The organism is Pelagimonas sp. (assembly GCF_050633425.1).
Classification (GTDB): Bacteria; Pseudomonadota; Alphaproteobacteria; order Rhodobacterales; family Rhodobacteraceae; genus Pelagimonas.
In genome coordinates this window covers 1-25,303 of sequence record NZ_JBOEGM010000002.1, presented here as the reverse complement: position 1 = coordinate 25,303, position 25,303 = coordinate 1, and the positions used below count along the sequence as shown (strand labels likewise).

The following is a 25,303-nucleotide window of genomic DNA, read 5'->3' as shown; positions in this document are numbered from 1 at the left end:
TCATGCCCCTGTCTTTTGAGAAATCCGCAATCCTTGAAACTCCCTCGTCCCCAAAGAGGTTCCCAGTGAGCAGACAAAACCTACAACCGCTGATCAACATCATTGCCTTTTTGTGGCGGCACCCGACTTCGGCATTCGGGTTGATGGTTTTCTTTCTGTTAATCGCACTGGCACTACTTGGTCCACTTATTGCGCCCTTTGATCCCTACACGCAGAATTTGCAGAACACCTTGCAACCACCATCTTCAGAGCATTGGTTCGGCACTGACGAGCTTGGGCGAGACATTCTCTCCCGCATCCTATTCGGAGCGGCGATCACGCTGAGGATCATTTTTCTGGTCACCATTGTCGTCGGCCCGATCGGAATGTTTGTGGGCACTGTTGCGGGCTACTATGGCGGCAAAGTGGACATGGTGATGATGCGCTTTACGGACATCTTTCTATCGTTCCCCTCTCTTATTCTTGCGCTGGCATTTGTCGCAGCACTTGGACCGAGCTTGAACAACGCCATTATTGCCATTTCCCTGACAGCATGGCCGCCCATCGCGCGGCTGGCGCGAGCGGAAACACTCACCTTTCGCAAGGCGGACTATGTGTCGGCTGCAAAAATACAGGGGGCTTCCTCTGCGCGGATCATTTGGAAATCGATTGTCCCTATGTGTCTGCCGTCGGTCATGATCCGCCTGACGCTGAACATGGCAACGGTCATTCTGACGGCAGCGGGCTTGGGCTTTTTGGGATTGGGTGCGCAGCCCCCAATGCCGGAATGGGGCGCGATGATCGCAACAGGACGCCGATACATGATCGACAGCTGGTGGCTGGTAACTTTCCCCGGCGTCGCAATCCTGCTTGTGTCGTTGGCCTTCAACCTTCTTGGCGATGGTCTGCGTGACGCGCTTGATCCCAAACAAATGAACAGGAGGTAGGGCCAATGCCTGAACCAGATGAAGCCCCAATACTCAATGTCGAAAGCCTGAACGTGCACTACCGCGGCGCGGCGACACCGGCTGTTCAGAATGTCAGCTTTACGCTTGGTCGAGAGCGGCTGGGTATTGTCGGGGAAAGCGGCTCGGGTAAATCGACCGTCGGTCGGGCCTTGTTAAAACTGCTCCCCACCGCCGATATCTCGGCCCAGTCGCTTATGTTCCAAGGCAACAGCCTGTTGGCGCTGAGCGAAAAGCAAATGCTGGGCATTCGCGGCAAGAAAATCTCGATGATTTTGCAGGACCCGAAGTTTTCTCTGAATCCGATCCGGCGCTGCGGCGACCAAATTTCCGAGGCCTATCGCACCCATTTCAAGTGCAAACAGGCCGAGGCCAAATCCCGCGCGCTTGAGATGCTGGAAGCGGTGCAAATTCGCAATCCTGAACGGGTCTACCAGATGTATCCGCATGAAGTGTCAGGGGGCATGGGGCAACGGATCATGATCGCCATGATGCTTTTGACCCAACCCGATATGGTGATCGCTGATGAACCGACCTCGGCCTTGGATGTCACGGTGCGGCTCCAGGTTCTGGAAATTCTGGACAAGCTGGTGAGCGAAAAGGGCATCGGGCTGATCATGATCAGTCATGACCTCAACCTTGTCCGCAACTTTTGCGACCGCGTTTTGATCATGTATGCGGGACGTGTTGTGGAAAGCCTGAAAGCCAGCGAGCTGGATCAAGCCCAGCACCCTTACACGCAGGGGCTTTTGGCTGCCCAGCCGCGCATCGGCGGTTCGCGCGCCGACCTGCCCGTTCTGAAACGGCAAGAAAATTGGACCACAGGGAGTGCTGTTTCATCATGAACACTATCGCATTTGATAATCTTTGCATGTCTTTTGGCGCGCTTGATGTCCTGAAAAACGTGTCCTTTGAAGTGACCGCAGGCGAGTGTTTTGGACTTGTGGGCGAAAGCGGTTCGGGCAAGTCCACAACGCTGCTATGCGCCTCTATGCTGCTCTCCTCTTGGACCGGCACCATTCGCATTGACGGCAAGAATTTGCGGACATTGGCACCGATGGAACGGTGTCGGACGATGCAGATGGTTTTTCAAGATCCCTATGGCTCCCTGCATCCCCGTCAATCCATTCGCACAGCGCTGTCCGAGCCCATTCGCATTCATAAGCTAGGTGACTTAGAAAACCGTCTCGAAAGTTCGATGCGCGATGTCGGTTTGCCCACAGAGTTTTTGGATCGCTACCCCCACCAACTGTCGGGCGGTCAAAGACAACGCGTCGCCATCGCCCGCGCTTTGGTGCTTGAACCCAGCATTCTATTGCTGGACGAACCAACCTCGGCGCTCGATGTGTCTGTACAGGCAGAAATCCTGAACCTTTTGCAGCGCCTGCGCCAAGAAAAGGGATTCACTTACCTGATGGTTAGCCATGACCTCGCCGTTGTTGATCACATGTGCGAGAAGTTTGCGGTCATGCAAACCGGTGAAGTCACCGAGGTGCTCGGGCGCGATGTTTTGCAAAACAACGGCGCAACACATCCCTATGCGCGGCAATTGATCGAGGCCAGCCTTGCCTATGAACGCATTGCCTAAGACCAAACTGAAGTAAAAACCGCAAAGACCCCGGTGCCACCTGCGTCGGGGTTTTTTCTTTTACCTGCGACTCAGAAAAAATCCAGCGTATCCAAGCCGCCACCCATTACCACTAAGGACAGAACCCAAAAAGCGCGCCCCAAAATTTGGGACGCGCTTAAAGCTCGATTAATCGAAGCTCAGGGAGAATTTTAGTCGTCTTTCGACACCCCTTCGAACCTTGTGATCCAAGGGTCAACGATCAAGCCGCTCACCTCGTCTTGGAAGGCTGCAGTCACCACGCGCTCAGAAAATGGCTGGATCGCGATCACACGCTCATCAATCAAGTCCTGAACTTCGGCATAGAGCGCACGCTGTTTCTCTGCGTCGCGCTCAATAAGCGCGGTTTCGATCAAGGCGTTGAGCTCTTCGTCTTGGAACCCCGTGCGCCACCCTTGGTAATTTGTCAGGCCTGCATCCTTGCTGTTGTCAGGGTTGTAAACCAACGCACGCAGGTTGCTGTCTGGGTGACGCTGTTGGCCCCCGCCACCACGGCCGACCAGAAGCTCGAATTCACGCGCACGCATTGCGCCATAGATTTGGCTGCCATCGCCCGTGATGATCTCGGCCTTGATCCCTGCCTGCGCGAGCGTGCCTTGAATGGCAGTCGCGGCATCCAGAAATTGTTGAGTGGAAATCACACGAATGCTTGTCTCGAACCCATCGGGAAAGCCAGCCTCGGCCATCAGGGATTTGGCCTTTTCGATATCCAGCGTATAGCCAGGATCGTCTAGCGCGCCGACAATGCGGCTGTTGACCGGACGCTGTCGTTTGACGCCGAAATAGGGCATGATCGCCTGGTTGATACCATCATAGTCGATCAGATACCGCAGCGCTTCACGCAGCTTGGGATGCGAAAATTTATCGTCATCCACTGAAGCGGCAAGATAGTAGAACCCCGCCGATGGAGTCGTCTCAACATCCAGCTCGTCGTTTTTGGTCAGAGCCTTAAGATCAGAGGCCGCCAACGAAAGGCCCACATCCAAATCACCCTGTTCAAGCCCAAGACGCTGGGATTGGCTTTCGGGAAGGTGGCGCATCAGAACGCGCCGCATCTCGGCAGTCTCGCCCCAGAAAGTGTCGCTACGGTTCATCAGAACATATTCGTTCGAACGCCAATCGCCCAAGGAAAATGCTCCAGATCCCGCTGAGTTGTTGATCAACCAAGCCTGCCCCATATCACCATCTTTTTCGTTCTCCATCACAAGTTTGGAGTCCAAAATCGACCCCACGCCCGCCTGCGCCAGATACATCAAGATCATGCGCGGATCGCCGGGTTCCGGCAGGTTCAGTACAAAGGTGTGATCGTCTTCGGCGACAAACATCTCCGATGCATTCTCGGACGTGAAGCCCCGGCTTTTCAGGCCCGAGGATTGCGCCAGACCAAGGTCGAGGTTGCGCCTGAAGCTCCAGACAACGTCATGGGCCGTCACAGGATTGCCCGACGCAAAAGTTGCCTTGGGATCAAGCGGCATCCGCACCGACCGGTTGTCTTCGGAAATCTCCCACCCTGTTGCCAGCCGCGGCTCCAAGGTGCCACCATCAGGCGCGAATTCAACCAAAGCATCATAGAAGTTATTCAGAATCTGAACGGATTCTCCACCGGTGATCGCCGCTGGGTCCATCGTCAACACGTTGCTCATGTCGAACGCAACGATCAGCTGATCCTTGGGCGTTTCTGCCATCGCACTTGTCGACAGTAGGACGCTAAAGGCCACGGATGCCATTAAATGTTTCATGTCTTCCTCCTGGTTGGCACAGTTGATGTGCACTTTTAAGGCTCGTTCTCCCTCAACGCGCCTGTGATCGCCCGCGCTCAGCGCAGGCGGTTGTTTTCGATATGCTCGAAATTGATATCTTCGCCGAGGCCGGGGCGGTCGGGAACGTGGACATAGCCGTCCGCATCCATTGGATCGGAGAGCGAATTCAGGTAGTCGAACCCGTCGTCATATTCCAAAAATGGGTGCAAAAGCCCACGTTCGTACCAGCGGCAATTCTTGGTCGCGGCAACGACATGCAGGTTCATGGCCGTGTTGCCATGCACTTCGCAGTTCATGCCGAAGCTTTCTGCCAGATGCATGGTCTTAAGGGCGGGTGTGATGCCACCGACGTCATTCACGCCAGTGCGCAGAATATCGCAAGCCTCGTTTTTCACCCATTCAGCGCGCGCCCAGTGTTTTCCTGCAGCGCTTTCTGGCCCGATCACTGGGATATCCAATTGTTCCGCCATCCACTTGTAGGAGGACATGGACTGTTCATCCATTGGCTCTTCGATCCAATCAAATCCCAGTTTTTCAAGCCCGCGCCCAAGCTCCAGCGCTTGTGTGCGGCTGTACCAGTGGAAGGCATCAATCATCAGCGAAATATCCGACCCAACGGCTTCGCGCACAGCCGCGCAAGCCTTTAGATCCATCTTCACATCGGGGGACCAACTCACAGGTGGCATCCAAGTGTGCAGTTTGATCCCTTTATACCCCCGCGCCACCAGCTTTTCGGCGAACCGGCCATAGTCTTCTGGCGTCGCCAATCCACCTTCGAGTTCGTCCCCGCACATGATCGAACCATAGGCGAGCACTTTGTCGCGGTAGGCCCCGATCAACTTGTAAACAGGTTGCTGCAGTGTGCGCCCCGCCAAGTCCCAAAGCGCGCAATCAACAACTGCGAGTGTGCGATCGGTCAACTGCGCTGCCGAACCGCGCTGCCAATGAGCCAATTCCGACCAGAGCCGTTCTCGGTCACGGCAGTCTTGTCCGACCAGAACCTTTTTGACGAATTTCTCAATCACATGGGGCCGAACGACCTCGGGCGGGCAAAAGGAATGTCCTTCAAAACCATCTTCTGTGCGCAAGGTAAGGATCGCCTGCTCAACCTGATGTGGTGGCCCAGGGTGTGCATGGCCAGCCGTATCTGAATGACGCCTTGTCGTATGCTCGAAGACCCGGACATCTACATCTTTGATAATCACCGCATTCCCCTTGGATATCTAATTTGTACTTTGGGTAGCGGATTCTGTGCGTTTCTGTCAATATTTGTATGACAGATTTTTTCTTTTGGACCATATCTGTACTTAAGTGGTACATTGCATCAAAAGCGAATCCGCAGGCAGATCGACGCGCTACCCGCCGCATGGCTCAAAGAAAAAGGAACAGGCCAATTTCGATTCAACATGTATCCCCGCTGGTCTCCAGGATCATTTCTGACCTGAAAGAAAGCATCGTCTCGGGAGAAACAGTGGCAGGCACACGACTGCCCAGCGAGGCCGCTTTGACCAAGACCTATTCTGTTAGCAGAACAGTCGTCCGCGAGGCGATCTCAGTGCTGCGAACCGAAGGATTGGTTGAATCTAAAAAAGGATCGGGCGTGTTTGTACTGGATCTGCCAGAGCAAGATAAAAAGCCCTTCGCCGATCTAGATGCCACCCGCATTTCTAGCGCTATCGAACTGTTAGAACTGCGCAGCGCCGTCGAAATTCGCTCAGCAGGGCTGGCCTCCCTGCGACGGTCGGCCGCGCAGATTGAAAGGCTCATCGAAAACCACCGCCAGCTCAAAGCGCTCGTAGAAGAGGGCGCAAGCACGGCTGAAATTGACTTTCAGTTTCACTGCCTTTTGGCTGAAGCCACCCAAAACAAACGTTTCTTCGAGTTTCTGAGCATCATCCGTGAGGGAATCATCCCAAGGGCAAGCTTGGATGAAACGACAAGCGATCGCGTCCTGAAGGGGCCGAACCCCTATTTGGTCAAAGAGCATCAACTGATCTTGGACGCGGTGATGGATGGAGATCAGGCTGGCGCCGAAGCAGCCATGACAACGCATCTGGACAATAGTCTTGCGCGTTATCGTGCCGCCCTGAAAGATACAGGAAACCGGTAAAAGACAGCCCGCAGACCAATTTCTCAAAGCTGTATGAGAGCATTTTCACGTAACAACCGCCCTAAGCGCATAGAGCTTACCCGACAGCGCCCATCCTAGCCTCGTCGTAATTTCTTATAGCGCGCTTGGCTGCCCTTGAGATGCCTGCGCATTGCCGTGCGGGCCCTGTCCTCGTCACCATCAAGAACCGCGTGGACGATGTCGCGATGCTCATGTTTGAGCAATTCCACATATTCCGCAGCGACTGGGACTGCCGCTGGCTCCAAGGCGTGGCGCGGGATCATGAGGACACCGAACATCGACAGCGCTTCAGAAAACCGCTTGTTGCCAGAGGCTTCTGCTATAGCCATATGTACCGCAAAATCTGCTTCGTGGGCCGGCTGCCCGGCATCTGCAAGTTCTTCAAGTTCCTTGAGCTTTGTGAGCAGCAATTCTTCATGATGCGGACTGTGGCGCAGCGCAGCCAGACCTGCAGCCTCAACCTCGATCGCCGTTCGCAACTCCAAAAGCTCAATCATCGAAGACAGCTTTTCGGGATCGGCACTTTCAAATGGCAGGATTGCCGCACTTTCAGGTTCGATCACAAAAACACCGGATCCGCGCCGTGACATCACCAATCCGTTTTCCCGCAGCGAAGCAATAGCCTCACGCACAACTGTCCGTGAGACCCCAAATTCATCCGTCAGAGCGGCTTCGCTGGGCAGGCGATCACCCGACCGAAAACGGCCGGACGAAATCTGCTCTTTAAGCTTATCTCGAACCGCAACGACGAGCGATTTTCCGACCGGTGCTTGGGGTGTCACATTCATACTCTCTTTTATGGGTCCCACTTAAAATTTCGGCAGCAAAGACACAGGGATGGGGCAAGCACTGATCTTCATGCACCCGACGTATATCGTGTTCTGTTGAAATTGGTACATCCAGCGCAACTTTTCAAATGCCGACGATATGCAACGACATAAAAACGATGGGCGCTCAACTGTCATTCAAGACAGTAAGTCAAACGGCCCGTTGTGATAGCAAACGGGACGCAGGAAGCGACGGATCGACAAAGCTCCAACAGACGTCGGGCCGAAATTGGTCGATGCGAGATAAGGCCCGCCATGCACCATGATGTGGCAACCCTCGACCCGTCGGAAATCCGTTCGCCAGTATGCGTACCGCCTTGCGCTCCAGACTGGCATAAACTTCTGATCCCGCGTCGCGCTTGCCGCCTTGGCTCAAGCTGAAGACACCGGAATGGACACGGCATTTGTCAATCGCAGCCTGCCGCACGCGCGGTAACTTTGTCTCCGGCCGCAGTCGAAAAAGCCAACGGAAAGTTTGATGCGCCAAAGACCGCAAAAGGTCCGACGGGGTGCTGAGCACGTTTCAGATCGGGGCGCGGCAGCGGCATCCGACCCGGAAGAGCCGTGTGAAGGCCCGGATCGAGGTATCCACCCGCTCGGATGCGGTCTGTGAATAGACGCAACTGACACGTCGTGCGACCACCTTCGCTTTGCAGTCGCGCCTCGGGAAAACCGGTTTTAGACCTACCAATTTCGGTGATCAGACCGGCTCCAACTTACATCTCAGCCGCGATGGTTTCCAAAAAACTGCCTCCCCCTCAGCGGCGGAATAGCCGAACGGCCTTACAAGCGCGGCTCATCAGATTGGGGGTTCCAGCCGAGCATTCATTGGGCATTCCATGTGCGGATTGAGCCGAGATGACCTTCACCCCGTCGACCCTTTGCTCCGCGATCGAAGGTTTACCGTGAGGCGCTAATCCTTAGCCATATCGCCCTCTTACTAGAATGTCCTATCGGCTCTGCACGAGCAACCGCGCGTTGAGTTTGCGGTATGGGCTCAACCCTTTCCGTCTGTTACGCGCCCAAAGTTATCATATTTATTTTCATGGAATCTCAACCTCCCACAACCAGCCTCAAAGGCATTTTACGGAAGGTATCCGCAGAAAAACTTAACCATTAGACAAATTTGGCCACCAAAACGAACGGATCAAACACAAATTCACCGCCTTTGAGCAACTGAAGCCATTCGCACACGCACTAGAAGTGGTACTTATTGTTGACTTGTATGATTAATATGAGTACCTCGAGCAGCAGCCAAACCAGCGCACAGCGAAACAATTGCGAGCTTCCGAGTACGTCGCGCTGAGCAATAAGAATAAGTGTGGGAAACTATGACGAAAATCGGGACAGCGATGGCCGACCATCGCGAATGCATCTGCGGATCATCTTATCGTAAGGCACAGATGCCATCACCGGCAAAGCTCCTACATGACTTTGGCGCATCGACGGTCATCCTAGCAGCCTCTCCCTCATCCTTTTGTCGTTCGCCTTCGTCCACATCATGGGAATCGCGCCGCGCAGAACAGGATGCGCACTGAACGGCACAACCTAAATCAAAAATGGAGCACTCATGACCCCTCAAGACATCAAGACTGCACTTGGCGCCGGCCTTCTTTCTTTCCCAGTAACGCCCTTCGACGGCAACGGACAATTCAACCGACCGGCCTATGAGGCGCATTTGGACTGGCTATCCGGCTATGGCGCAACGGTGCTGTTTGCCGCGGGCGGGACTGGCGAATTCTTCTCGCTTACGCCCGACGAAGTGCCGAAGATCGTGTCAGCGGCCAAGGCCTCGGCCAATGGCACCCCGATCGTGGCCGGGTGCGGCTACGGCACTGAAATGGCCATCCAGAGCGCGAAGGCGTCCCAAGACGCAGGCGCAGATGGGCTGCTACTGTTGCCCCATTACCTGATCGACGCCCCTCAAGAAGGGTTGTTCGCCCATGCTAAGGCGATTTGCGATGCGGTTGACATCGGCGTGATGATCTACAACCGCGACAATGCCCAATATTCAGCCGATACAATAGCCCGCCTCTGCGACGTTTGCCCCAATTTGATTGGCTTTAAAGACGGGACCGGCGACATAGGAGGGGTTCGGCAAATCACCGCCAAAATGGGGGATCGCCTCACATATTTAGGCGGAATGCCAACGGCAGAGTTGTTTGCCGAAGCCTATATGGGCGCTGGTTTCTCAACGTACTCATCCGCAGTCTTCAACTTTGTCCCCGAGCTGGCCAATCGGTTCTATGCGGCGCTGATCTCTGGCGACCGAGACACCTGCGAAAGTATTCTCAACAGCTTTTTCTATCCATTCATGGAATTGCGTTCGCGGCGCAAAGGCTATGCAGTGTCTGCCATCAAGGCCGGTGTGAGACTGCTGGGCTATGATGCCGGTCCTGTTAGGTCTCCTTTAACCGATCTGACAGCCGCTGAAGAAGAGGTGCTTCAGGCTCTCATTGACGCCCATAGCTGAGGCGTTTTCCCGCGTGCCTTTGGGCAGGACGGTTGAAGAACACCAACAGCGCTGGCAGTCTGATTGCCAGTGCCATGTGTAGAAAATTTGCCCCCCAGCAGGTACCCAAAGCAAGTGAGCAGGCGGGAATTCGACAAGGGCGGAGTAACTCCCGGTCACTCGTGTTGTTGCAAGTGCTGAACCAGGTTGCCCTCGGCAATGTTGAAAAGACGTGGGCACTTTACCACGAGGTTGTCTCGACTCACGAAGGTGCGCAACCTTGATCGGCTTGTGCTGCAATGAGATTGTGGAATAATTTTGCGGTTTTGAAACCTTAATTTGTACTGCAGTCCAAAGGCAGCTTTCGAAAAGCAGCATCGCAACCATCGATCAAAGTCGGCCATGGGCCTTTTGAATACCTCTTATAGTTCAGGCTCAGAGGCTACCGACGTGGTTTCGGTCAGGTTGCGGCCTTCGTCAATACTCCGGACAATCTAGCCAAACACACCGTCTGAAAACAGCAATCGTACTGCTTTCATGGGCCTTCTTTTGGAATCGGCGTTTGAGAAAGCTGGGCGGTTCTTGCATTTGGATTGCGTCGCCCGAGATGGTCGCTTCGCCTGTCTCTAGTTGGGTGAGCAGTGTCTCAATGACTTCAACCAGTCGTCGAAACCTGCCTTTTCGTTGGCCAATTCCGCCAGCGCATTTGAACGCGTGGCCTTGATGTCTTCGACCATGTCGATTTCATGGTCGATACGAATACGATCCTTCTCAGCCTTCTCAATATCCGTCGCCAGCCTTCGCGCGTTTTTCCTTCGTGCCGCGTTGTTTGCGTTCGGATTTGAGGTGCGCAGCGTGGCCGTATTTCAGTCCGACAGCAACAGGGCATTGTGGGCCTCAACACCACGACACTGCTTTTCGCACTCTGCCAGTTGAGCCGCGCGTTTTATCTTATTCTTGCGCTGCGTTTCACGGTCTTTAGACGAGCGTGGTTGTTCGGGCTTTTTAGGGCGGTTTTGCAGCTGAGGCTTTGGCAATGCAGGGATGGCAGTCTGGTTAATATGTTGAGCAGCTTGTGCTCATAGGTGCTGCCATCTTTGCGGTTGATCGTTTCCTTCAGGTCTTTCTGCAAGGCGGTATGCCGAAACTTAAGTTGGGCTACGCTTTCTTTCCCTCCAAGGCGGTAGACCTTTCCGGCCTTTCCAACATTGCCGGAATATTTAGGCGCTCGCCGTGCCTCTCCGAAAACCCGAGCGGATGAGCTGAAACGGTTGTCCGTCCCCTTAACCTTTGTCTGAGCCGTTGAGTATGTTTCGATATGGAAGAATTGATAGGCCAACTTGGTTCCTTTCTCTTGCGTTACAGAAAGACTCGGTGAGGTTCATGAAAGTTCAAAACCGCATTTCGCCCCCAGGATGAATGGCGATTTGAATTAGGTGGAAAATCGATAAGTTGAGTCCGGATGTCCTACCCATAGTGATAGACTGCAGGTAACGCTGAGAACTACGTGTCTGCCCCTAACGCCGGGGAGGCGCTTGATCGTTAAACAATTACTGACGAACGCGTAACCATATTTCGGGTAGCGCAAATCGGTGCATCTTCTAGTTCACTTGCCAAGAAAGCTAACGAACGTTCTTCTGATTTCCCTTTGAGTCGATTGCCCTTCACGGGCTCGACACCCATGGCTCTCTTGTCAATAATCGGGGTGTGGGGCGTCCCCGGCCAAATTCCCATTCATAGCGTGATGGGGCGGCGCAACGCTCTAGGCAGGGCATCGTAACGGCCCACAGCCGACCTCTAGCGACCGCTACTATGCCGCGGTGCAGCTTCACCAGAACGGCCATTCGTGCATTGCGCTGCAGTTCCAGTTAGCGACGTGCGACAATGCGGGATAAAGTTACCATTGGTGCGATCGCGAGTAACGACGACTGCTTGGTGACAGTGCTAGATGGCAGCACGAAGAAAACAGACTTAGTTTTCGGCCGATTAGAAGAGTCCTCCAACACCATAAGGCCCCAGCGCGCAAAAAACCTCTTTTCGTGATAATGCAGATATAGGGAGTATGGCGCGATTTGAGGAGGAATTTGCGCAAATCACATAAAAACTTCCGGCCTCCGAACCGAGAATTCGGCAGGCCCTGAACTAGACAACCCTGACAGACTTCAGCCGGATCAGGTCTCGCAAGCCATTTTCAGACATCAGTTTCTCAAACCGCGCTGAGAAAAACACTGTGTCAGAGAACTTGCTTTCAACCCAAAAATCAGCACCGTTCAGCGCGTCGGCAGTCACGGCAAGATCGTCGTCTTCGGCGGACCTCCCGATATCGAGGCCTTTCAGCAAGTCGGCTAATGTCGGCGAGACCATCGGAATCCGTCCACTGATGAAGGCGTATGGCTTCAATTGTCTTGGCGGCGTGTCCATCGACGTAATCCGCGAGGGAAAATCCTCGGCCGAAAGTTCGTGCCCAAAACGGTTTCGTGCCGCAAACTGCATAAGCGTTTGGCGTTCTTCGGATGTTGATTGGAGGCATTCGTAAGTTGCAAAGGCCGACATGTTCCCGAATATATTGGCGCACCAAACCTGTGCCATTGCAAAATCTCCCCCGGAGGCGTTGCCACCCCCCAATCTGTTTCGTCTAATTTCTACTTTTGGGATATTGTGCGGACAAGCAGAAATTTAGCAAATCGAGATATGAAAAAACCCTGAATTTCAGGACTTTCCGAGAATACGTTTCGAATAAAGCGGGCGCGGTATTGTTGGCGCAAATCACGGCCCATGGCCGCCGCTCGCACGCATTCTTGATGCCGTTATCGCAGCTTCCCAAAGCGGACGCTCAAAACTACAGCGCAGCTGAGCAATCAATACCGAATAGAAACTGAGTTTCCGTGATACTTCGAGTTGTTGTATGAAGTTTGACATCTTCGCGCCTGCAATAGACGTTTAATCAAAAAAACCAATAGGCTGGATTGGAAATTAGTGAATTAAACGATGCGCTTAAGGACAAAAAGCAGTCATTGTCCATTGCCCGCGACCAAGTCGTGGCGGAGTGTCTCCAACCGACCGAAGGCCTCTATATCCTCACGATCTATTTGGAACCCTTAGAGACTTGGGACAAAAAATTTAAGTCACCTGTCCTGCCCGGTGGTATGGACCGGTCATCTTGAGACTTTCGAAGATGTGGGAAGCGTCCTTGAACCCCAGGCAGCTGAAGCCATTGTCAGCATGTATCCATCTGATGCTGGCACCATTCCCGGCGTTGGTGGTTTTGGCGAGCCTCTCTCAGCGGAAGCAGTAGCTAAGACATTTCGGTGCTCTGTGGGTCACAACGAGTGGGTGCTGGTTGGGGCGAGAGTACTTGGGTTATTTGTTAAGAACCCTATGACTCTATTTGTCGCGCGTCGTACGAACCTTCGTCAGTTGCATAGCCTCATAGAAGAGGAGGCCGATATGCTCGGGATAACTGGAGAAACCACCGTACCCGAGGGGATTACTCTTCCACAGATACAACAGGATTTGCCTGGGCTACGGACATTTTCCTTTGTCGATGGCCATTGTTCGGAAATCAAAGATCAGTAATTCGGTCACGGCCCTGACCAGACTTTGGGCCCAAGGTCCTGATGCTGCAGTGCGGTTTTCCTAACGCTGCCGTTGGCGCATAGTTGCAGCATTTTGGTGGGTTGGAGATCGGTAGTACGGAACAAAGCGCCCTTTTGCTGCTGCATGACTAATGGCCGCTTATCTTCTTGAGCTCAGCTAATTGTGAAGAAATGATTTGTGGACCGGCCTTCGGTCAGGTCAGTTCCGACGTTCTAGAAATCATCAAATTCCGGGACATTTCCAATCCTAACAAGGAAGCTCGGTGATCCGACTTCGCCACTGTTTGGGTCTTCCACAATCACATAGGCATCGGCACCGGCACAGTCCTCGGACTGGGCTTCGCGTTCGGCTCTGTTTTGAGCTTCTGCTGCAGTTGAATACTGAAACTGCTTGCCAATCTTCAGGCCTGCTTGCCCGCCACGGCCGGGCTTTTGTTCCACATAAGTCTGGCAGATGTAATGGACTTTTGTTGCGCTTTCGTCTTCTTGTGTCATGGGTAAGTCCTTTTCGAACTTGTTGTTGAACCACTACAGCGAGAACTGCACGCCCAGCAGGAGTGCAATCATATTATGACGGCCATGGAAAACTTTGTCTGATGACTGAAACTAGGGCTTTGTTGGAGTGATCGTGTCTCGTTCGAGGCGCGCATTGCGAAGATAGTCGATTTTGGCTTTTCGCTGCTCTTCTTCTTCTTCGATCATCTTTCGAGCAACACGGGTCGTCTTGTCCATCGCGGTCTCAAGTTTGGGGCGCTGTGCTCTGAACACGCTTGTATTTTTTAGATTTGCCAAGTGGCAATTTCCTTTTCGGTTTCACTTAGATTTCTCAACAAAAACGCTCAAACTAAGGCTAGGTAACTACTTGGGCCTTGGGCACCGCGTTTTGTCGGCGCAGGGTGGTCACCGCTAAGATTTGCGCGCGTGTCAGGCGCAGCCATGGCACGCATCAAAGCGCTATAATTCATCTGAAATCGCATTTCCGATCCAACACAGAGCCTCGCATCATTCGTACCGATGATAAGGTGATCGCTTGTTGCGCCAATAAAAGTATTGCCTTGCGACATCGAAAGCCCTGCCGTGTCGGTGTCTTGGTGTCCAATACCAAGAATTATTCGCGTTGCTTTCGATGTCTCAGGAACAAGGTGAATTTTCGCAACGGAATGATCAGAATGACAGAGTAGTGGTTGCATAGATTTGGCGTTTGTCTCGATCACTTCAGCGACAAGCGTGAAGGCATCTCGAAACATACCTCCTATGTGGTCCCCTGTGATTGGATCGACCCCAAGCAGTATTGCCTCCCCGATACGCAGATCGTTGATCCGGCCAGTTGCACGTTCCTCAAGCGCCCAAGGCAAATTTGCCGAGTTGCCACCGGATACAGTTTGAAGGAACGGACCACACTGCCCCTCGACATCGGTCGCAAGAGCAGACAAATCCCGCATTTGTTGCGTGGTCGGAGCAATGTTGCTCAGACACGCGAAGTTGGCCCCGATACCTTGCAACGCCACACCGGGCATGGCCACCACCTGCTGTGCAATCTCGCCAAGGCTGTGTGGTATGATCCCTTCACGCCCATCCCCCATTTCAACCATCAAGATAACGCCATGAACTTTGTTTTGCTTAAGTGCTGAAGCGGCCAAGGCGGCGATCACAGTCAGCTCTGTGTTATAGCTCGCTTCACAGAAGTAGACGACATCATCGACTTGGCTCAGCATTGGTGTTCGGATCAGAGTAACCGGGCAAGTCATACCAGCTTGGCGCAATCGTATCACGTTGCTCATCCGCGGTTCAGCGAGACCTGCCGCACCACCGTCAAGCATGGCTCTGGCGATGGATGGGTGACCACACACGGCTTTGGTTACCGCAGTCACACCAATTCCGCGTACCTTCAACCTTTCAACAATAGCCCACGTATTGTGGCGTACCTTGCGCAGATCGACATCTATGCGTGGGCACTTCAAATCGCGACCATGGGCGTTTCGTCTTTCTGGCCAGGGAAAGCCGCGACTACCATTGCCAACAGTTCTAATTCTGGTCTGCTCAGGGCATCAGTCACAGGAAGCCCGAGTTTCTCGGTTTGATCGGCAATCGTGTCTGTGATCTCGGCTTCAGACATCCCCTCGTGATTAAGTGTGAGGCCGATGACCTTGGTGTCAGAAAACGCCTCGATCAAAGAAATCTCACGTGCAGGGGTGGGCATTGGCATGTTGGGAAAATCACAGCGAAACGTGCGTTTGGGGGCGTGTTGAAGTATGACGGCGTCCGGCTGGCTACCACGCAAGATAAAGGCAGATGTACAGAACGCGGGATGGCTCAACGCACCTTGGCCTTCAATCAAAATGACATCGGGTTGTTCTGCATCTGAAGCTGAAACGATCGCGCCCTCAAGTTCGCCGCAACAGAACTGCGGCGGTAAGGCGTCCATAGCCACACCATATTTTGCCCCCTGCATCAGGCCAGTCTGGCCAGTACCTACCAAAACAGTTTTGATGCCATTTGCGTTCAAAACACGGGCCAGAACTGTCGCTGTTGTCCGCTTGCCGATGGCGCAATCGGTCCCGAGAACGGCGATGCGAAGCGCATCAACATTTGCGACGCTGCCATCAAATAACCGCATATCTTTGCTTCGTTTGGGTTTGCGTATGTCGCGGATGGTGACCTGTTTCAGCACTGCGGCTCGTGCAATTTCGGCGTCGTCGCTTAGATATTCATGCAGACCGCTGACGATATTCATTCCCCGCCCGATCGCATCCAGAACGACACCCCGATGCGCTGCCGAAAGCCGCCCGGTCGAGGGGGCCATTCCATAGATAAAGGTATCCGGCACGGTTGTTTCGCGGGTGACGGCGGCTTCCAGGTTTTTGAGGATTGGTATGTTGTTGATCGTACCATCAAGAACATACCCGCTATCATCGCCTCTGTGATTGCTATCGATGACCGAGACGATCCTGTAGGCCTCTGAATGGCGCACAAGGCCGTTGGCCGTCTTGCCGTCAATTTTAGCAAAATTTTCTTCGCAAAAGACAATTGCTGTCGGTTGTTCAGGAAGCTGAGCGATGGAAACAGTTTGCAATCTCGTGTCTTTGTTTAACGGCGGCGCTTGTGCACCTCTAACGGGCCGTCGAATTGTACTTGCCGTTTGAAGCTCGGTTTTCATCTTATTTCCTTCTGATGCGGAGGCTGTCGCCCGACAAAGTGTTGCACTGGGTGTCGTGGTGCCATGAGTTCAGTTTTTCAGTACGCACTGCCCCTTGGATTTTTGGAAGTTCCGGTGGCATTCCCAACGGTTTCCAGACCTGTCGAGATGGGCGTTCTCCGGCATGTCAATCACTTCGCAGCCAGCACCAGATGCTTCATATCCCCTTTGGCATTTCCATCCTTTGCCATAAGATGCATCGTCAAAATAGGCGAACTCCGGGATCTCGACAGCTGCGCAAAGTCCGTCTTTTTCGAGATACCCACGTTCGCAGGACCAAGGTTGACCGTAGCCAGACCCGTTCAGGTATCCATTGAGTGGAACAGCAATAGCGGCGCAACTATCATCCACCTTTTCAAACCCGCGCTTACATTTCCACTCGGACCCATAGGGCGCGTCCACCAAATAGCCGTTTTCGGGCACGACAAGTTTTTGGCAGGTTTCGTCGACTTTGAAAAATCCTCGCAAACAGTGCCAACGTTCACCCGAAGGGGCCAAGTAGCCACCATCGGGGACAACCACCGTAACACAATCCGTTCCTCCGACTTGGCGGTAGCCATGAAGACATTCCCACCCAGAACCGTAGGTGCGGTTTGTATCATAGGCGTTTTCCGGCACCAGAATGGCTGCACAACTGTCGCCAATGAGCCGATGCCCGACGTTGCATTCCCAACCGCCCCCATAGGTCTTGGCTCGAGCATTTTCCGGCATGTCTTGGGCAAGTGCAGGCATTGCGAAGATTACAAAAGCAAATATTGGCCCGAAAAAAAAGCGGATGCTTGACAGCGCGACTGCTTTGCAAGTCGTTTGGCCTAGTTGCCGCTTTGCCTTTGATTTATGACCCATCCAGTTCAAGCCCCTCGAGGCAAGCGTCAGCGAGATCACGGTCTGGTTTATCAGATCCCGGACGGGTCGCCCATCCTGTATCCATCATTGCTTTCCGACGGCTAAACCCAGAAAGATCACGAAGGATTGCGAGCTTTTCTGATCGTTCTGGATCAGCCTCTGAGTTATCAAGGCAAAACGGAATCATCGCCAAAGTTACTTCGTCAGCCGCCAAGTTCTGTGCCATGGTTTGGGCGTTGCTGTTTGTCGTCCAGCCGCCCCAAGAGAAACCAAAGACAGAAACCGCAATCGCACCACCCAAAGCCCCGTAGAGGCTGGGTTTCGTCCATTCTGGAAAAGTCATTTTTTGATCCTTTGGCGGAGAAAGCGCCGCCTCACTTTTTTGCCATGACAAATCATTGTGCCAGGGCTGTTCCCAAGTCATTTGATCGGCAGAGTGCCATCCATGTCCGGACGCAGGCCTTGGGCTATAACTGCTGCCACAGCGAATGAACCTCAGGCATGCTCAATGCGGTCGTGCGCGAAAACATCGGCAACCTTACCAAACATCATGACATTGCAAGGGGCGTGACAGTTGAATTTTGATGATAGAAGAGCGAAATCTGCTCTGGCAGGCGATACGCCTTTGCCGAAGAAGACCACAACTTTGTATCGTGTAAGTAGTCGAGTTGCGCCTGAATTGCAATGAAGGTTGACCAGGTCTTGTTTCTTTTACCGCCCAAGGGCCTAAAATGAAGGGTGCGAACGAACCGTCGACCAGGTTTAGCCGCAGGTCACCGGCCAATTGTGGCGCCAGCTTAGTCTATTGCCGAGTGGCAGCATTGGCTCAACTGCCAATCTTTGAAAATGGCACTTTCTGTGCGGAGCCGACCTTGTTGGCTAGCCAGCATCGAAGCCAGCACATATCACAACTTTCCTCAATCGGAAGTAACATCCACGCAGGTGCAGCTAATCTCCGCTTCCGGCCCACGCCTGCAGAGGGTGCCAACAAATGCACCCGCAGAATGAAGGTCCAAGATGGGCTGACTGCAGACAACCGGTCTGCAGTGCCACCACCCCCTGAGAAAAACCTTACACTGCACCACCACAAGGCGGCATTGAGACCAACCTGTGAATCCGGCATTCTCGCTGCGAGAGCTCGCAGAACAAATTTCGCCGCGCGCGCATGCTCATCCAAGCAGCGAGGTGGCGTCAAAAAGCCGCCATTCGGTTCAATCGCCGCGAGACGTTACCAAGAAACGAGCAAAACGTTGGGCCAGGCCGCTATGACGTTATGACGTTATGACGATGAGAGGCCACATGCAGCGCTTTGTGGCAGCGGCAAACGGTCCTGCCGGTGGATTGGGCTTGTCCCCAAAAGCCCGGCATTTCGATTAAGCCGCGTCGGAAAGTTCATAAACACGAAAGGTCTTTGGCTGTCGTCGTGCCCGTGCTAGTTGCACTGCGCGCCGGCCCGTCCTGGTGGGTCGGCCTATTAGGAAGCAGGCGCATGTTGTACCCGTTTCAGGGTTCGGGCAAAGCTCTCATCAATCACTTCGGTCATCAACCGCCGTGCATCAACCGAGTTGCCCGTCGAGATAGCATCGGCCATTTTCCGATGCTTTTGCGCCACGGCGGCCTGGTTCTTCAAAAACGCTTCGCTGCCTTCCGCCATGAACAGGGAAAAGAGCGCAGTTTGCACCATATCACCCAGCGACAGCAGAAACCGGTTGTTGGATGAGCGCAGCACTTGCTTGTGGAATTCGTAGTCGGCGACAGCAAAAACCGTGCGGCTGGCGGCCGCCTCCATCTGGTCGCAATAGGACGACAATGCGGTGTTATCCACAGCGTTCGACAACTCTGCCGCCTTGGCGGCTGCGGCAGGTTCAAAGATCAGACGGATGTCGAACAGCTCCTGATAGAATTGCTGCGGGTTCTTCAATGCCGCGTGCCAGAGCAACACATCCTTGTCGAACATGTTCCAATTCTCTGGTTCGTGCACGCGCGTGCCGACCTTGGCGCGGGATTGGATCATGCCTTTGGCGATCAGCGTTTTCTTGGCCTCGCGCACGACGGTTCGAGACACGCCGAACATCTCGCAAATATCAGGGTCCAGCGGGATCATTGTATCCACCGGGTATTCGCCCGCGACGATGGCCAGGCCAATCTGGTCGACAACAAAATTGGTGTGGTTACTCGCCCGCTCTTGTCGCCCTTCCCGGGTGACCGTCATGAGGGTGCGGCGAAGCCAGTCGCTGCCTTTTTGCGTGCCGTCGATGCCCAAGTCAGTCCCTTCTGAAGGAGGATAAACGCAAAGAGCAAAGCACCGATCACAATCTTTGTCCACCAACTGGACAAAGTTCCATCAAAGACGATGTACGTTTGGATCAGCCCCATGATCATGATGCCAAAGAAAGTTCCCGCCACGAACCCGTATCCGCCGGTCAGCAACGTGCCTCCGATTACCACAGCGGCAATGGCGTCAAGCTCGACCCCGACGGTGGCAAGCGAATAGCCCGCCGAGGTGTAGAGAGAATAGACGATGCCCGCCAGCCCGGCCAGCCCGCCCGAGATCGCATAGATCCCGATCGTGGTCGAGGCCAGCGGCACGCCCATCAGGCGCGACGCCGCGGCACCGCCCCCCAATGCATAAACGTTCTGGCCGAACCGGGTGCGATGGGCGACCAGCATACCGACGACGAACGTAACGACCATGATGCCGCCGATCAGACGGAAACGGCCCCCATCCGGTGCTTTCCAATAGACGGATTGGAGCCAGTCATAAAAGGAATGGTCAATCGGGACCGAGTCAGTTGACAGCACGTAGGACACACCGCGCGCCAGAAACATACCTGCAAGCGTCACGATGAAAGCGGGCATTTCCAGATAGTGGATTGCAGCGCCCATTGTGGCCCCAAAGGCGGTGGTAATGGTCAGGACCAACGCAAAAGCAAATAGTGGGTGGATCGAGGTGTCTCGCAGGATCACCGCTAGGAAGACCCCGGTGAAAGCAATGACCGATCCCACCGACAGGTCGATCCCGCCAGAGAGAATAACAAATGTCATGCCTACCGCAACGATCCCTAAAAACGCGTTATCCGTCAAGAGGTTCGCGACAACGCGCGTGGACAGCATCGACGGGTATTGCCAGGCGCACAACGCATAGGCCAGAGCAAAGGTCACCAGCGTGATGACCAGCGAAAGATGGGTCGAGCGGATCATTGACTGTCTCCTTTTGTCGTTAGTCTTTGCCCCTTCGCGGAGCTATCTGGCTTGGTTTCCAGCACGGTGGCGCGCAGGATATAGAGAAAATGCGACACTCGCGGTGACTGGATCACCAAGATCGACAGGATCAGCATTGCCTTGATCACCAGGTTCAGCTCAGGCGGCATGCCCGAGAGCAGGATAACCGAGTTGACCGACTGAATGATCATCGCGCCGATCAGCGAAGCGATAATGGAAAACCGCCCCCCCAAAAGCGAGTTGCCGCCAATGACCACCGCAAGGATCGCGTCAAGCTCGAGCCACAAACCCGCATTGTTGGCATCGGCACCTTTGATGTCGGCGGCGACGATCACACCGGCCAGCGCAGCACAAATGCCCGAGACAACGTAGACGCACAACAAGAGGATACGCGAGTTGACTCCCGCCAGCTGGGACGAGCGCTCATTGATGCCAATCGCTTCGATCAACATTCCCAGAGCCGTCCGCCGCACCGCAAAAGCGGTCAGTCCGCCGAGAATCAACCAAACCAGAATCGGCGTCGGGATCCCCAACACAGTGCCCGCGCCAAGTCGGATCAGACCTTCATTGTTGAAGGTCAGGATCGTGCCCTCGGTGATCAGCTGTGCGATGCCGCGCCCAGCGACCATCAGCACCAGCGTCGCCACAATGGGCTGAATCCGAAGCACAGCCACCAAGAGCCCGTTCCAGGCGCCGCAAAGCCCGCCGACGATCAAGGCACCGATCAAAGCGGTGCCCCAGCCGTGGCCGTCGACGACGAGCGATGCCGCCGTCGCCCCGGCAATCGCCATCACTGCCCCGACCGACAGGTCGATGCCCTTTGTGGCGATCACAAGCGTCATACCAATCGCCACAAGCGCGGTGGGTGCGCCCCTGTTCAGCACGTCAATCAGGTTGCCGAAAAGGCGGCCATTCTGAAACTCGATCCGAAAGAACTCCGGAAAAACCATGACGTTCAACAGCAGTACTACCGCCAGAATCACAAGTTGTGGCATGATCCGCCGCAGGGCGGGAAAACGATAAAGTGAGCTCATTCTGCGGCCTCCGGCCTTAGGGACGGATTGTCGGCAATGGCATGCACGATATTGTCGGCGGTGATCTCGTCTCCGGTCAGCTCGCCCACCAATTGCCGGTCTCGCAGAACCAGAACCCGACCGGAATAAGCCACCAGTTCTTCAAGTTCTGACGATGTGACCAAAAGTGACATGCCGCCTTCGCGCAACCGCTCAATCAAGGCAATGATCTCGGCATGGGCACCAATGTCGATGCCGCGGGTTGGCTCATCAAGGATCAGGAAGTTCGGTTCAGTCGCAAGCCAGCGTGCCAACAACGCCTTTTGCTGATTGCCGCCTGACAGTAGCCGGATCGGCATATCGAGATTGGCCAGCCGGATATCAAGCGCTTTGACGTAATGCTCCGCCAGCTCATTGACCTTGGCGCGGGGGATCGGTCGGGTCCAGCCCTGCCGGGCCTGAAGCGCGATGATGATATTGTCGCGCACGCTCAGATCGCCAACGATACCCTCGGTTTTACGATCCTCGGGGCACAGCGCAAAGCCGAGGCCAATCGCGTCGCGCGGGCCAGAGATGGTGACCTGTTTGTCGCGCAACTTGATCTTGCCAGTGTCGGATTTGGCCGCGCCAAAGATCAGGTTCGCCGTCTCGGTCCGGCCCGAGCCAAGCAGCCCGGCAAGCCCGACCACCTCGCCCTCATGCACGGTCAGCGACAGCGGCTCAAGCATCCCGCTGCGGCCCATCCCCTCCAGCTCAACCAAGGGCGCGCCGACGGTCTTCACCTCGCTAGCGGCATGGGTCTGTGCCTCAAGCTGGCGGCCCAGCATCAGCATGACGATGTCCTTTTGCGTGACGTCCTTCAAAGCCCGGTGCCCAACCACGCGACCATTGCGCAGCACTGTGGCGCAGTCGCAAAGATCAAAGACCTGATCCAGGAAATGCGTAATAAAAACAATCGACAATCCGCGATCTCGTAGTTTGCGGATGACCGAAAAAATCAACTGAATTTCATCCCGATCAAGGCTTGCCGTGGGCTCATCAAGGATCAGCACCTTGCCCGACAGCTCAACGGCACGCGCGATGGCAATCGCCTGCTGGATGGCGACAGAAAAGCTCGAGAGCGGTTCTGCCGGATTGATGTCGACACCGTAGTCTCGCAGCAGCCGGGCAGCCTCTTGGTTCATCTTGCGACGCGCCACGAAGGGGCCAAACATCGGTTGACGACCCAGAAAGAGGTTCTCGGCGACCGACAGATTGGGCAGCAAGTTGACCTCTTGATAGACGGTCCCAATCCCCAGATCCTGACTGTCTTTGGTCGAACGCGGGTTGACCTCCACCCCGTCTATTTCGATCACTCCGCCATCGCGGCGGTACGCGCCGGTCAAACACTTGATAAGGGTAGATTTTCCCGCGCCATTCTCGCCCAAGATCGCGTGGATTTCACCACGTTTCAGGTCGAGGTTCACATCATCCAGAGCGATGGTGCCCGGAAAATACTTTGAGATCGCATGCGCGGATAGAACGGGTGTATTGGGTGCAGACATTGAAGCCTCGGCGTGAAAAGTGTGGCGGATGGCCCCATAGGGAGAACCTAGGAGCCATCCAAACCGACCAACGGTCGGGCGTAAAGGCTTGGTTCAGTAACCAAGACCTTTCTTCACCTCATAAATCGCCGCGTTGTCATCAGCTGTAGTGAACAGCTTGGACTCGGTCTGGATCCATTTCGGCGGGACGGCACCATTTGCCAAATAGGCTTCCAAAGCATCCAGAGCCGGTCCTGCCATGTTCGGCGTCAGCTCAATCGTGGCGTTCATCTCGCCATTCGCGATGGCCAAATGCGCATCAGGCACGGCGTCAATGGCAACGATCTTGATGTCGACACCAGGGGCAAGGCCCGCCTCTTTGATCGCCTGGATCGCACCAACGGCCATGTCGTCGTTATGGGCATAAAGCGCGCAGATGTTCTCACCACCCTCGGCCTTCAGGAAGCTTTCCATGACCGTTTTGCCCAGCGAGCGGGTGAAATCCCCGGTCTGGCTGCGCACGATTTCAAGGTTGTCATGCCCTGCAATGCCCTGCTCGAACCCATTCTTGCGGTCAATCGCCGGAGACGAGCCGGTGGTCCCCTGCAGCTCGACGATGCGGCAATCATCGCCGGCCATCTCAGTAGCCAGCCACTCGCCAGCGACCTTGCCCTCATGCACGAGGTCCGAAGTCACCGCTGTCAGATACAGCTCGTCGGGCGCATCCACGGTACGGTCCAGCAAAATCACCGGAATGTCGGAATCCTTCGCTTCTTCAAGCACTTCGTCCCAACCGGTGGCGACAACGGGCGCAATCAAGATCGCGTCCACACCTTGCGCAATGAACGTGCGCAACGCCTTGATTTGGTTTTCCTGTTTCTGCTGCGCATCGGCAAATTTCAGGTTGATACCTCGACGCTCAGACTCTTGTTTCGTGACTGTTGTTTCTGCCGCGCGCCAACCGGATTCAGAGCCGATCTGCGAAAAGCCAATGGTAAGTTCGGCCATTGCGGCCATAGGGGTGAGCGCAATCGCGCTCGCTAAAAGTGCGGATTTCAAAGTCATAGTGACCTCCCAAGTTCTCCTCCAAAGTCAGGATATAAAGTATTACTTTATTATTTTTGTAAACCCGGCTTGTACATTTCAGGCTGAATGGACGCTCCGTTTGAACTGCATCGTCCAACAGGCGACGACAGATTCCCAACTCCAAATCGGATTTAAGTGCTTGTCCCATAGTCAGCTTTTGGGTTTCAATGCTTGGATTAGAAGGAGGTATATTTTGGAGAGCACCCACTTTTAAATTTTCGATACACCCGGCTGTAACTAGCGTCGCAAGTCGCGAATCGCGGGGTCAAACATTGGGCACATCGAAACAAGGCTGAAGGGACAAGACCTCAGAGCGACCTCGCAAACGACGCCCTGGATCAGGCCCAAATACGAGCCATGCATACCGTTCTAGTGAGGCCAAGTGGGCATTTACTCCGTGGTCGAATGGGATCCCATTCTCTCCTGAGGCACGCCTAAACGGACCGGCAGCAACGTCTGATTTGTTCGCGTCTCTATTGGTCGAAGCAACTTGCACCCCAAAAGACGATGTTGGTTTACACGAGTACGAAGCCAGTGAACGACTGCTTCCGCGATCACTCCGCATTGGTCTTGTCGGTTTGTAATTCTGCGTTCTGGCGACCTTGATGCCATTCTCCCGTTATGACTAGAATTACGAAAATGATCAGGGAGATCATTCTTCCGAGACACGCGACCGATCCACCCGAGCACGGCTTGTAGACTTAGACGTAGCTTTTCGCGGATTTGCGCCCATATCATCGCGCTACCGACGGCTCATCGGGCGGCTCCGCCACGCGCGAAATCCCTGCGACGAGAAATGCATAATGCGGCAGAGACATTTAAAAGACCAAACTTCTTTCCAGGCATCGATGAAAACCAACCTCACCGGCTTTGGCCTGCAAAGAAGATTGTCGCCTTCATCGGGGAAACGACCCACTGGGGCCTTTCTTAATCCTCTTTAGGTCAACACGTCCCTCTCCTCACGCAGCAGGCGGACTTCCTTGCGCAGTCGTTTTTTCTCATTCTGAACGTCCACGTGCGGACACAACATCAGTTCGTCGTCCTAATTCTTCTGGACCCACTTTTTCACCGTCCAAATCT

Annotated in this window: 22 protein-coding genes and 1 pseudogene; 6 read left to right on the top strand and 17 right to left on the bottom strand. The window is 54.4% G+C overall.

The window, feature by feature from the left end; translation table 11 throughout:
• The first annotated feature begins 65 nt into the window (after positions 1-65).
• The 3 genes from nikC to ACRBB0_RS00125 are packed head-to-tail and all read left to right on the top strand — an operon-like array spanning position 66 to position 2,532.
• Entirely contained in the window at positions 66-926 is an 861-nt protein-coding gene (nikC, locus tag ACRBB0_RS00135) for a nickel transporter permease (protein WP_431372352.1), read from the top strand.
• A gap of 5 nt (positions 927-931) precedes the next feature.
• Positions 932-1,789: an ABC transporter ATP-binding protein gene (locus tag ACRBB0_RS00130; protein ID WP_431372351.1), complete on the top strand. Its 858-nt coding sequence runs from the start codon at positions 932-934 to the stop codon at positions 1,787-1,789.
• Complete coding sequence (locus ACRBB0_RS00125; RefSeq protein WP_431372350.1) at positions 1,786-2,532, top strand: ABC transporter ATP-binding protein; 747 nt, start codon at positions 1,786-1,788, stop codon at positions 2,530-2,532. Before ACRBB0_RS00130 ends, ACRBB0_RS00125 begins: the two co-directional genes overlap by 4 nt.
• Positions 2,533-2,723: 191 nt before the next feature.
• On the opposite strand, the gene ACRBB0_RS00120 is transcribed toward ACRBB0_RS00125, so the two are convergent.
• Together ACRBB0_RS00120 and ACRBB0_RS00115 are read right to left on the bottom strand one after the other, a co-directional pair.
• Complete coding sequence (locus tag ACRBB0_RS00120) at positions 2,724-4,310, bottom strand: ABC transporter substrate-binding protein (protein ID WP_431372349.1); 1,587 nt, start codon at positions 4,308-4,310, stop codon at positions 2,724-2,726.
• Positions 4,311-4,387: 77 nt separating this feature from the next.
• The gene (locus tag ACRBB0_RS00115; RefSeq protein WP_431372348.1) at positions 4,388-5,536 is read right to left on the bottom strand and encodes a mandelate racemase family protein; all 1,149 of its coding nucleotides are present in this window, start codon (positions 5,534-5,536) and stop codon (positions 4,388-4,390) included.
• 68 nt (positions 5,537-5,604) lie between these two features.
• Between ACRBB0_RS00115 and ACRBB0_RS00110 the strand changes: the two genes are divergently transcribed.
• Positions 5,605-6,441 (top strand): FadR/GntR family transcriptional regulator, encoded by an 837-nt coding sequence (locus ACRBB0_RS00110; RefSeq protein WP_431372347.1) that lies wholly within the window; start codon positions 5,605-5,607, stop codon positions 6,439-6,441.
• 95 nt (positions 6,442-6,536) lie between these two features.
• Here the strand turns inward: ACRBB0_RS00110 and ACRBB0_RS00105 are convergent, their stop codons facing one another.
• Both ACRBB0_RS00105 and ACRBB0_RS00100 read right to left on the bottom strand, forming a co-directional pair.
• Complete coding sequence (locus tag ACRBB0_RS00105) at positions 6,537-7,244, bottom strand: FadR/GntR family transcriptional regulator (RefSeq protein ID WP_431372346.1); 708 nt, start codon at positions 7,242-7,244, stop codon at positions 6,537-6,539.
• A 458-nt stretch (positions 7,245-7,702) separates the two neighbouring features.
• Positions 7,703-7,999 (bottom strand): annotated as a pseudogene (locus tag ACRBB0_RS00100) (aldehyde dehydrogenase (NADP(+))); the annotation flags it as partial.
• Positions 8,000-8,859: 860 nt separating this feature from the next.
• Between ACRBB0_RS00100 and kdgD the strand changes: the two are divergent.
• Positions 8,860-9,762 (top strand): 5-dehydro-4-deoxyglucarate dehydratase, encoded by a 903-nt coding sequence (gene kdgD, locus ACRBB0_RS00095; RefSeq protein ID WP_431372345.1) that lies wholly within the window; start codon positions 8,860-8,862, stop codon positions 9,760-9,762.
• Between the two features lie 925 nt (positions 9,763-10,687).
• Here kdgD and ACRBB0_RS00090 read toward each other — a convergent pair.
• Positions 10,688-11,080, bottom strand: coding sequence for a hypothetical protein (locus tag ACRBB0_RS00090; protein ID WP_431372344.1), 393 nt, complete (start codon positions 11,078-11,080; stop codon positions 10,688-10,690).
• 803 nt (positions 11,081-11,883) lie between these two features.
• On the bottom strand, positions 11,884-12,330 hold the full coding sequence (locus tag ACRBB0_RS00085; RefSeq protein WP_431372343.1) for a hypothetical protein: 447 nt from the start codon (positions 12,328-12,330) through the stop codon (positions 11,884-11,886).
• An 858-nt stretch (positions 12,331-13,188) separates the two neighbouring features.
• Here ACRBB0_RS00085 and ACRBB0_RS00080 point away from each other — a divergent pair.
• A complete protein-coding gene (locus ACRBB0_RS00080; protein WP_431372342.1) occupies positions 13,189-13,317 on the top strand; it encodes a hypothetical protein in 129 nt (42 codons plus the stop codon).
• Between the two features lie 233 nt (positions 13,318-13,550).
• Here the strand turns inward: ACRBB0_RS00080 and ACRBB0_RS00075 are convergent, their stop codons facing one another.
• The 11 genes from ACRBB0_RS00075 to ytfQ all read right to left on the bottom strand — a co-directional run bounded on the left by ACRBB0_RS00075 (position 13,551) and on the right by ytfQ (position 24,202).
• Complete coding sequence (locus tag ACRBB0_RS00075; RefSeq protein ID WP_431372341.1) at positions 13,551-13,832, bottom strand: hypothetical protein; 282 nt, start codon at positions 13,830-13,832, stop codon at positions 13,551-13,553.
• A gap of 111 nt (positions 13,833-13,943) precedes the next feature.
• The gene (locus tag ACRBB0_RS00070; RefSeq protein ID WP_431372340.1) at positions 13,944-14,129 is read right to left on the bottom strand and encodes a hypothetical protein; all 186 of its coding nucleotides are present in this window, start codon (positions 14,127-14,129) and stop codon (positions 13,944-13,946) included.
• Between the two features lie 47 nt (positions 14,130-14,176).
• Entirely contained in the window at positions 14,177-15,298 is a 1,122-nt protein-coding gene (locus ACRBB0_RS00065) for an alanine/ornithine racemase family PLP-dependent enzyme (protein WP_431372339.1), read from the bottom strand.
• Positions 15,295-16,410, bottom strand: a complete 1,116-nt coding sequence (locus ACRBB0_RS00060; protein ID WP_431372338.1) for a DUF1611 domain-containing protein — start codon at positions 16,408-16,410, stop codon at positions 15,295-15,297. The genes ACRBB0_RS00065 and ACRBB0_RS00060 overlap by 4 nt, the downstream gene beginning before the upstream one ends.
• A gap of 153 nt (positions 16,411-16,563) precedes the next feature.
• Complete coding sequence (locus ACRBB0_RS00055) at positions 16,564-17,265, bottom strand: hypothetical protein (protein ID WP_431372337.1); 702 nt, start codon at positions 17,263-17,265, stop codon at positions 16,564-16,566.
• A 103-nt stretch (positions 17,266-17,368) separates the two neighbouring features.
• The gene (locus ACRBB0_RS00050) at positions 17,369-17,722 is read right to left on the bottom strand and encodes a hypothetical protein (RefSeq protein ID WP_431372336.1); all 354 of its coding nucleotides are present in this window, start codon (positions 17,720-17,722) and stop codon (positions 17,369-17,371) included.
• 1,131 nt (positions 17,723-18,853) lie between these two features.
• Positions 18,854-19,642 (bottom strand): FadR/GntR family transcriptional regulator, encoded by a 789-nt coding sequence (locus ACRBB0_RS00045; protein ID WP_431372335.1) that lies wholly within the window; start codon positions 19,640-19,642, stop codon positions 18,854-18,856.
• On the bottom strand, positions 19,588-20,580 hold the full coding sequence (gene yjfF, locus ACRBB0_RS00040) for a galactofuranose ABC transporter, permease protein YjfF (RefSeq protein ID WP_431372334.1): 993 nt from the start codon (positions 20,578-20,580) through the stop codon (positions 19,588-19,590). The genes ACRBB0_RS00045 and yjfF overlap by 55 nt, the downstream gene beginning before the upstream one ends.
• Positions 20,577-21,635: an ABC transporter permease gene (locus tag ACRBB0_RS00035; RefSeq protein ID WP_431372333.1), complete on the bottom strand. Its 1,059-nt coding sequence runs from the start codon at positions 21,633-21,635 to the stop codon at positions 20,577-20,579. Before ACRBB0_RS00035 ends, yjfF begins: the two co-directional genes overlap by 4 nt.
• The gene (locus tag ACRBB0_RS00030; protein WP_431372332.1) at positions 21,632-23,158 is read right to left on the bottom strand and encodes a sugar ABC transporter ATP-binding protein; all 1,527 of its coding nucleotides are present in this window, start codon (positions 23,156-23,158) and stop codon (positions 21,632-21,634) included. The genes ACRBB0_RS00035 and ACRBB0_RS00030 overlap by 4 nt, the downstream gene beginning before the upstream one ends.
• 93 nt (positions 23,159-23,251) lie before the next feature.
• The gene (gene ytfQ, locus ACRBB0_RS00025; protein WP_431372331.1) at positions 23,252-24,202 is read right to left on the bottom strand and encodes a galactofuranose ABC transporter, galactofuranose-binding protein YtfQ; all 951 of its coding nucleotides are present in this window, start codon (positions 24,200-24,202) and stop codon (positions 23,252-23,254) included.
• Positions 24,203-25,303 lie beyond the last annotated feature (1,101 nt).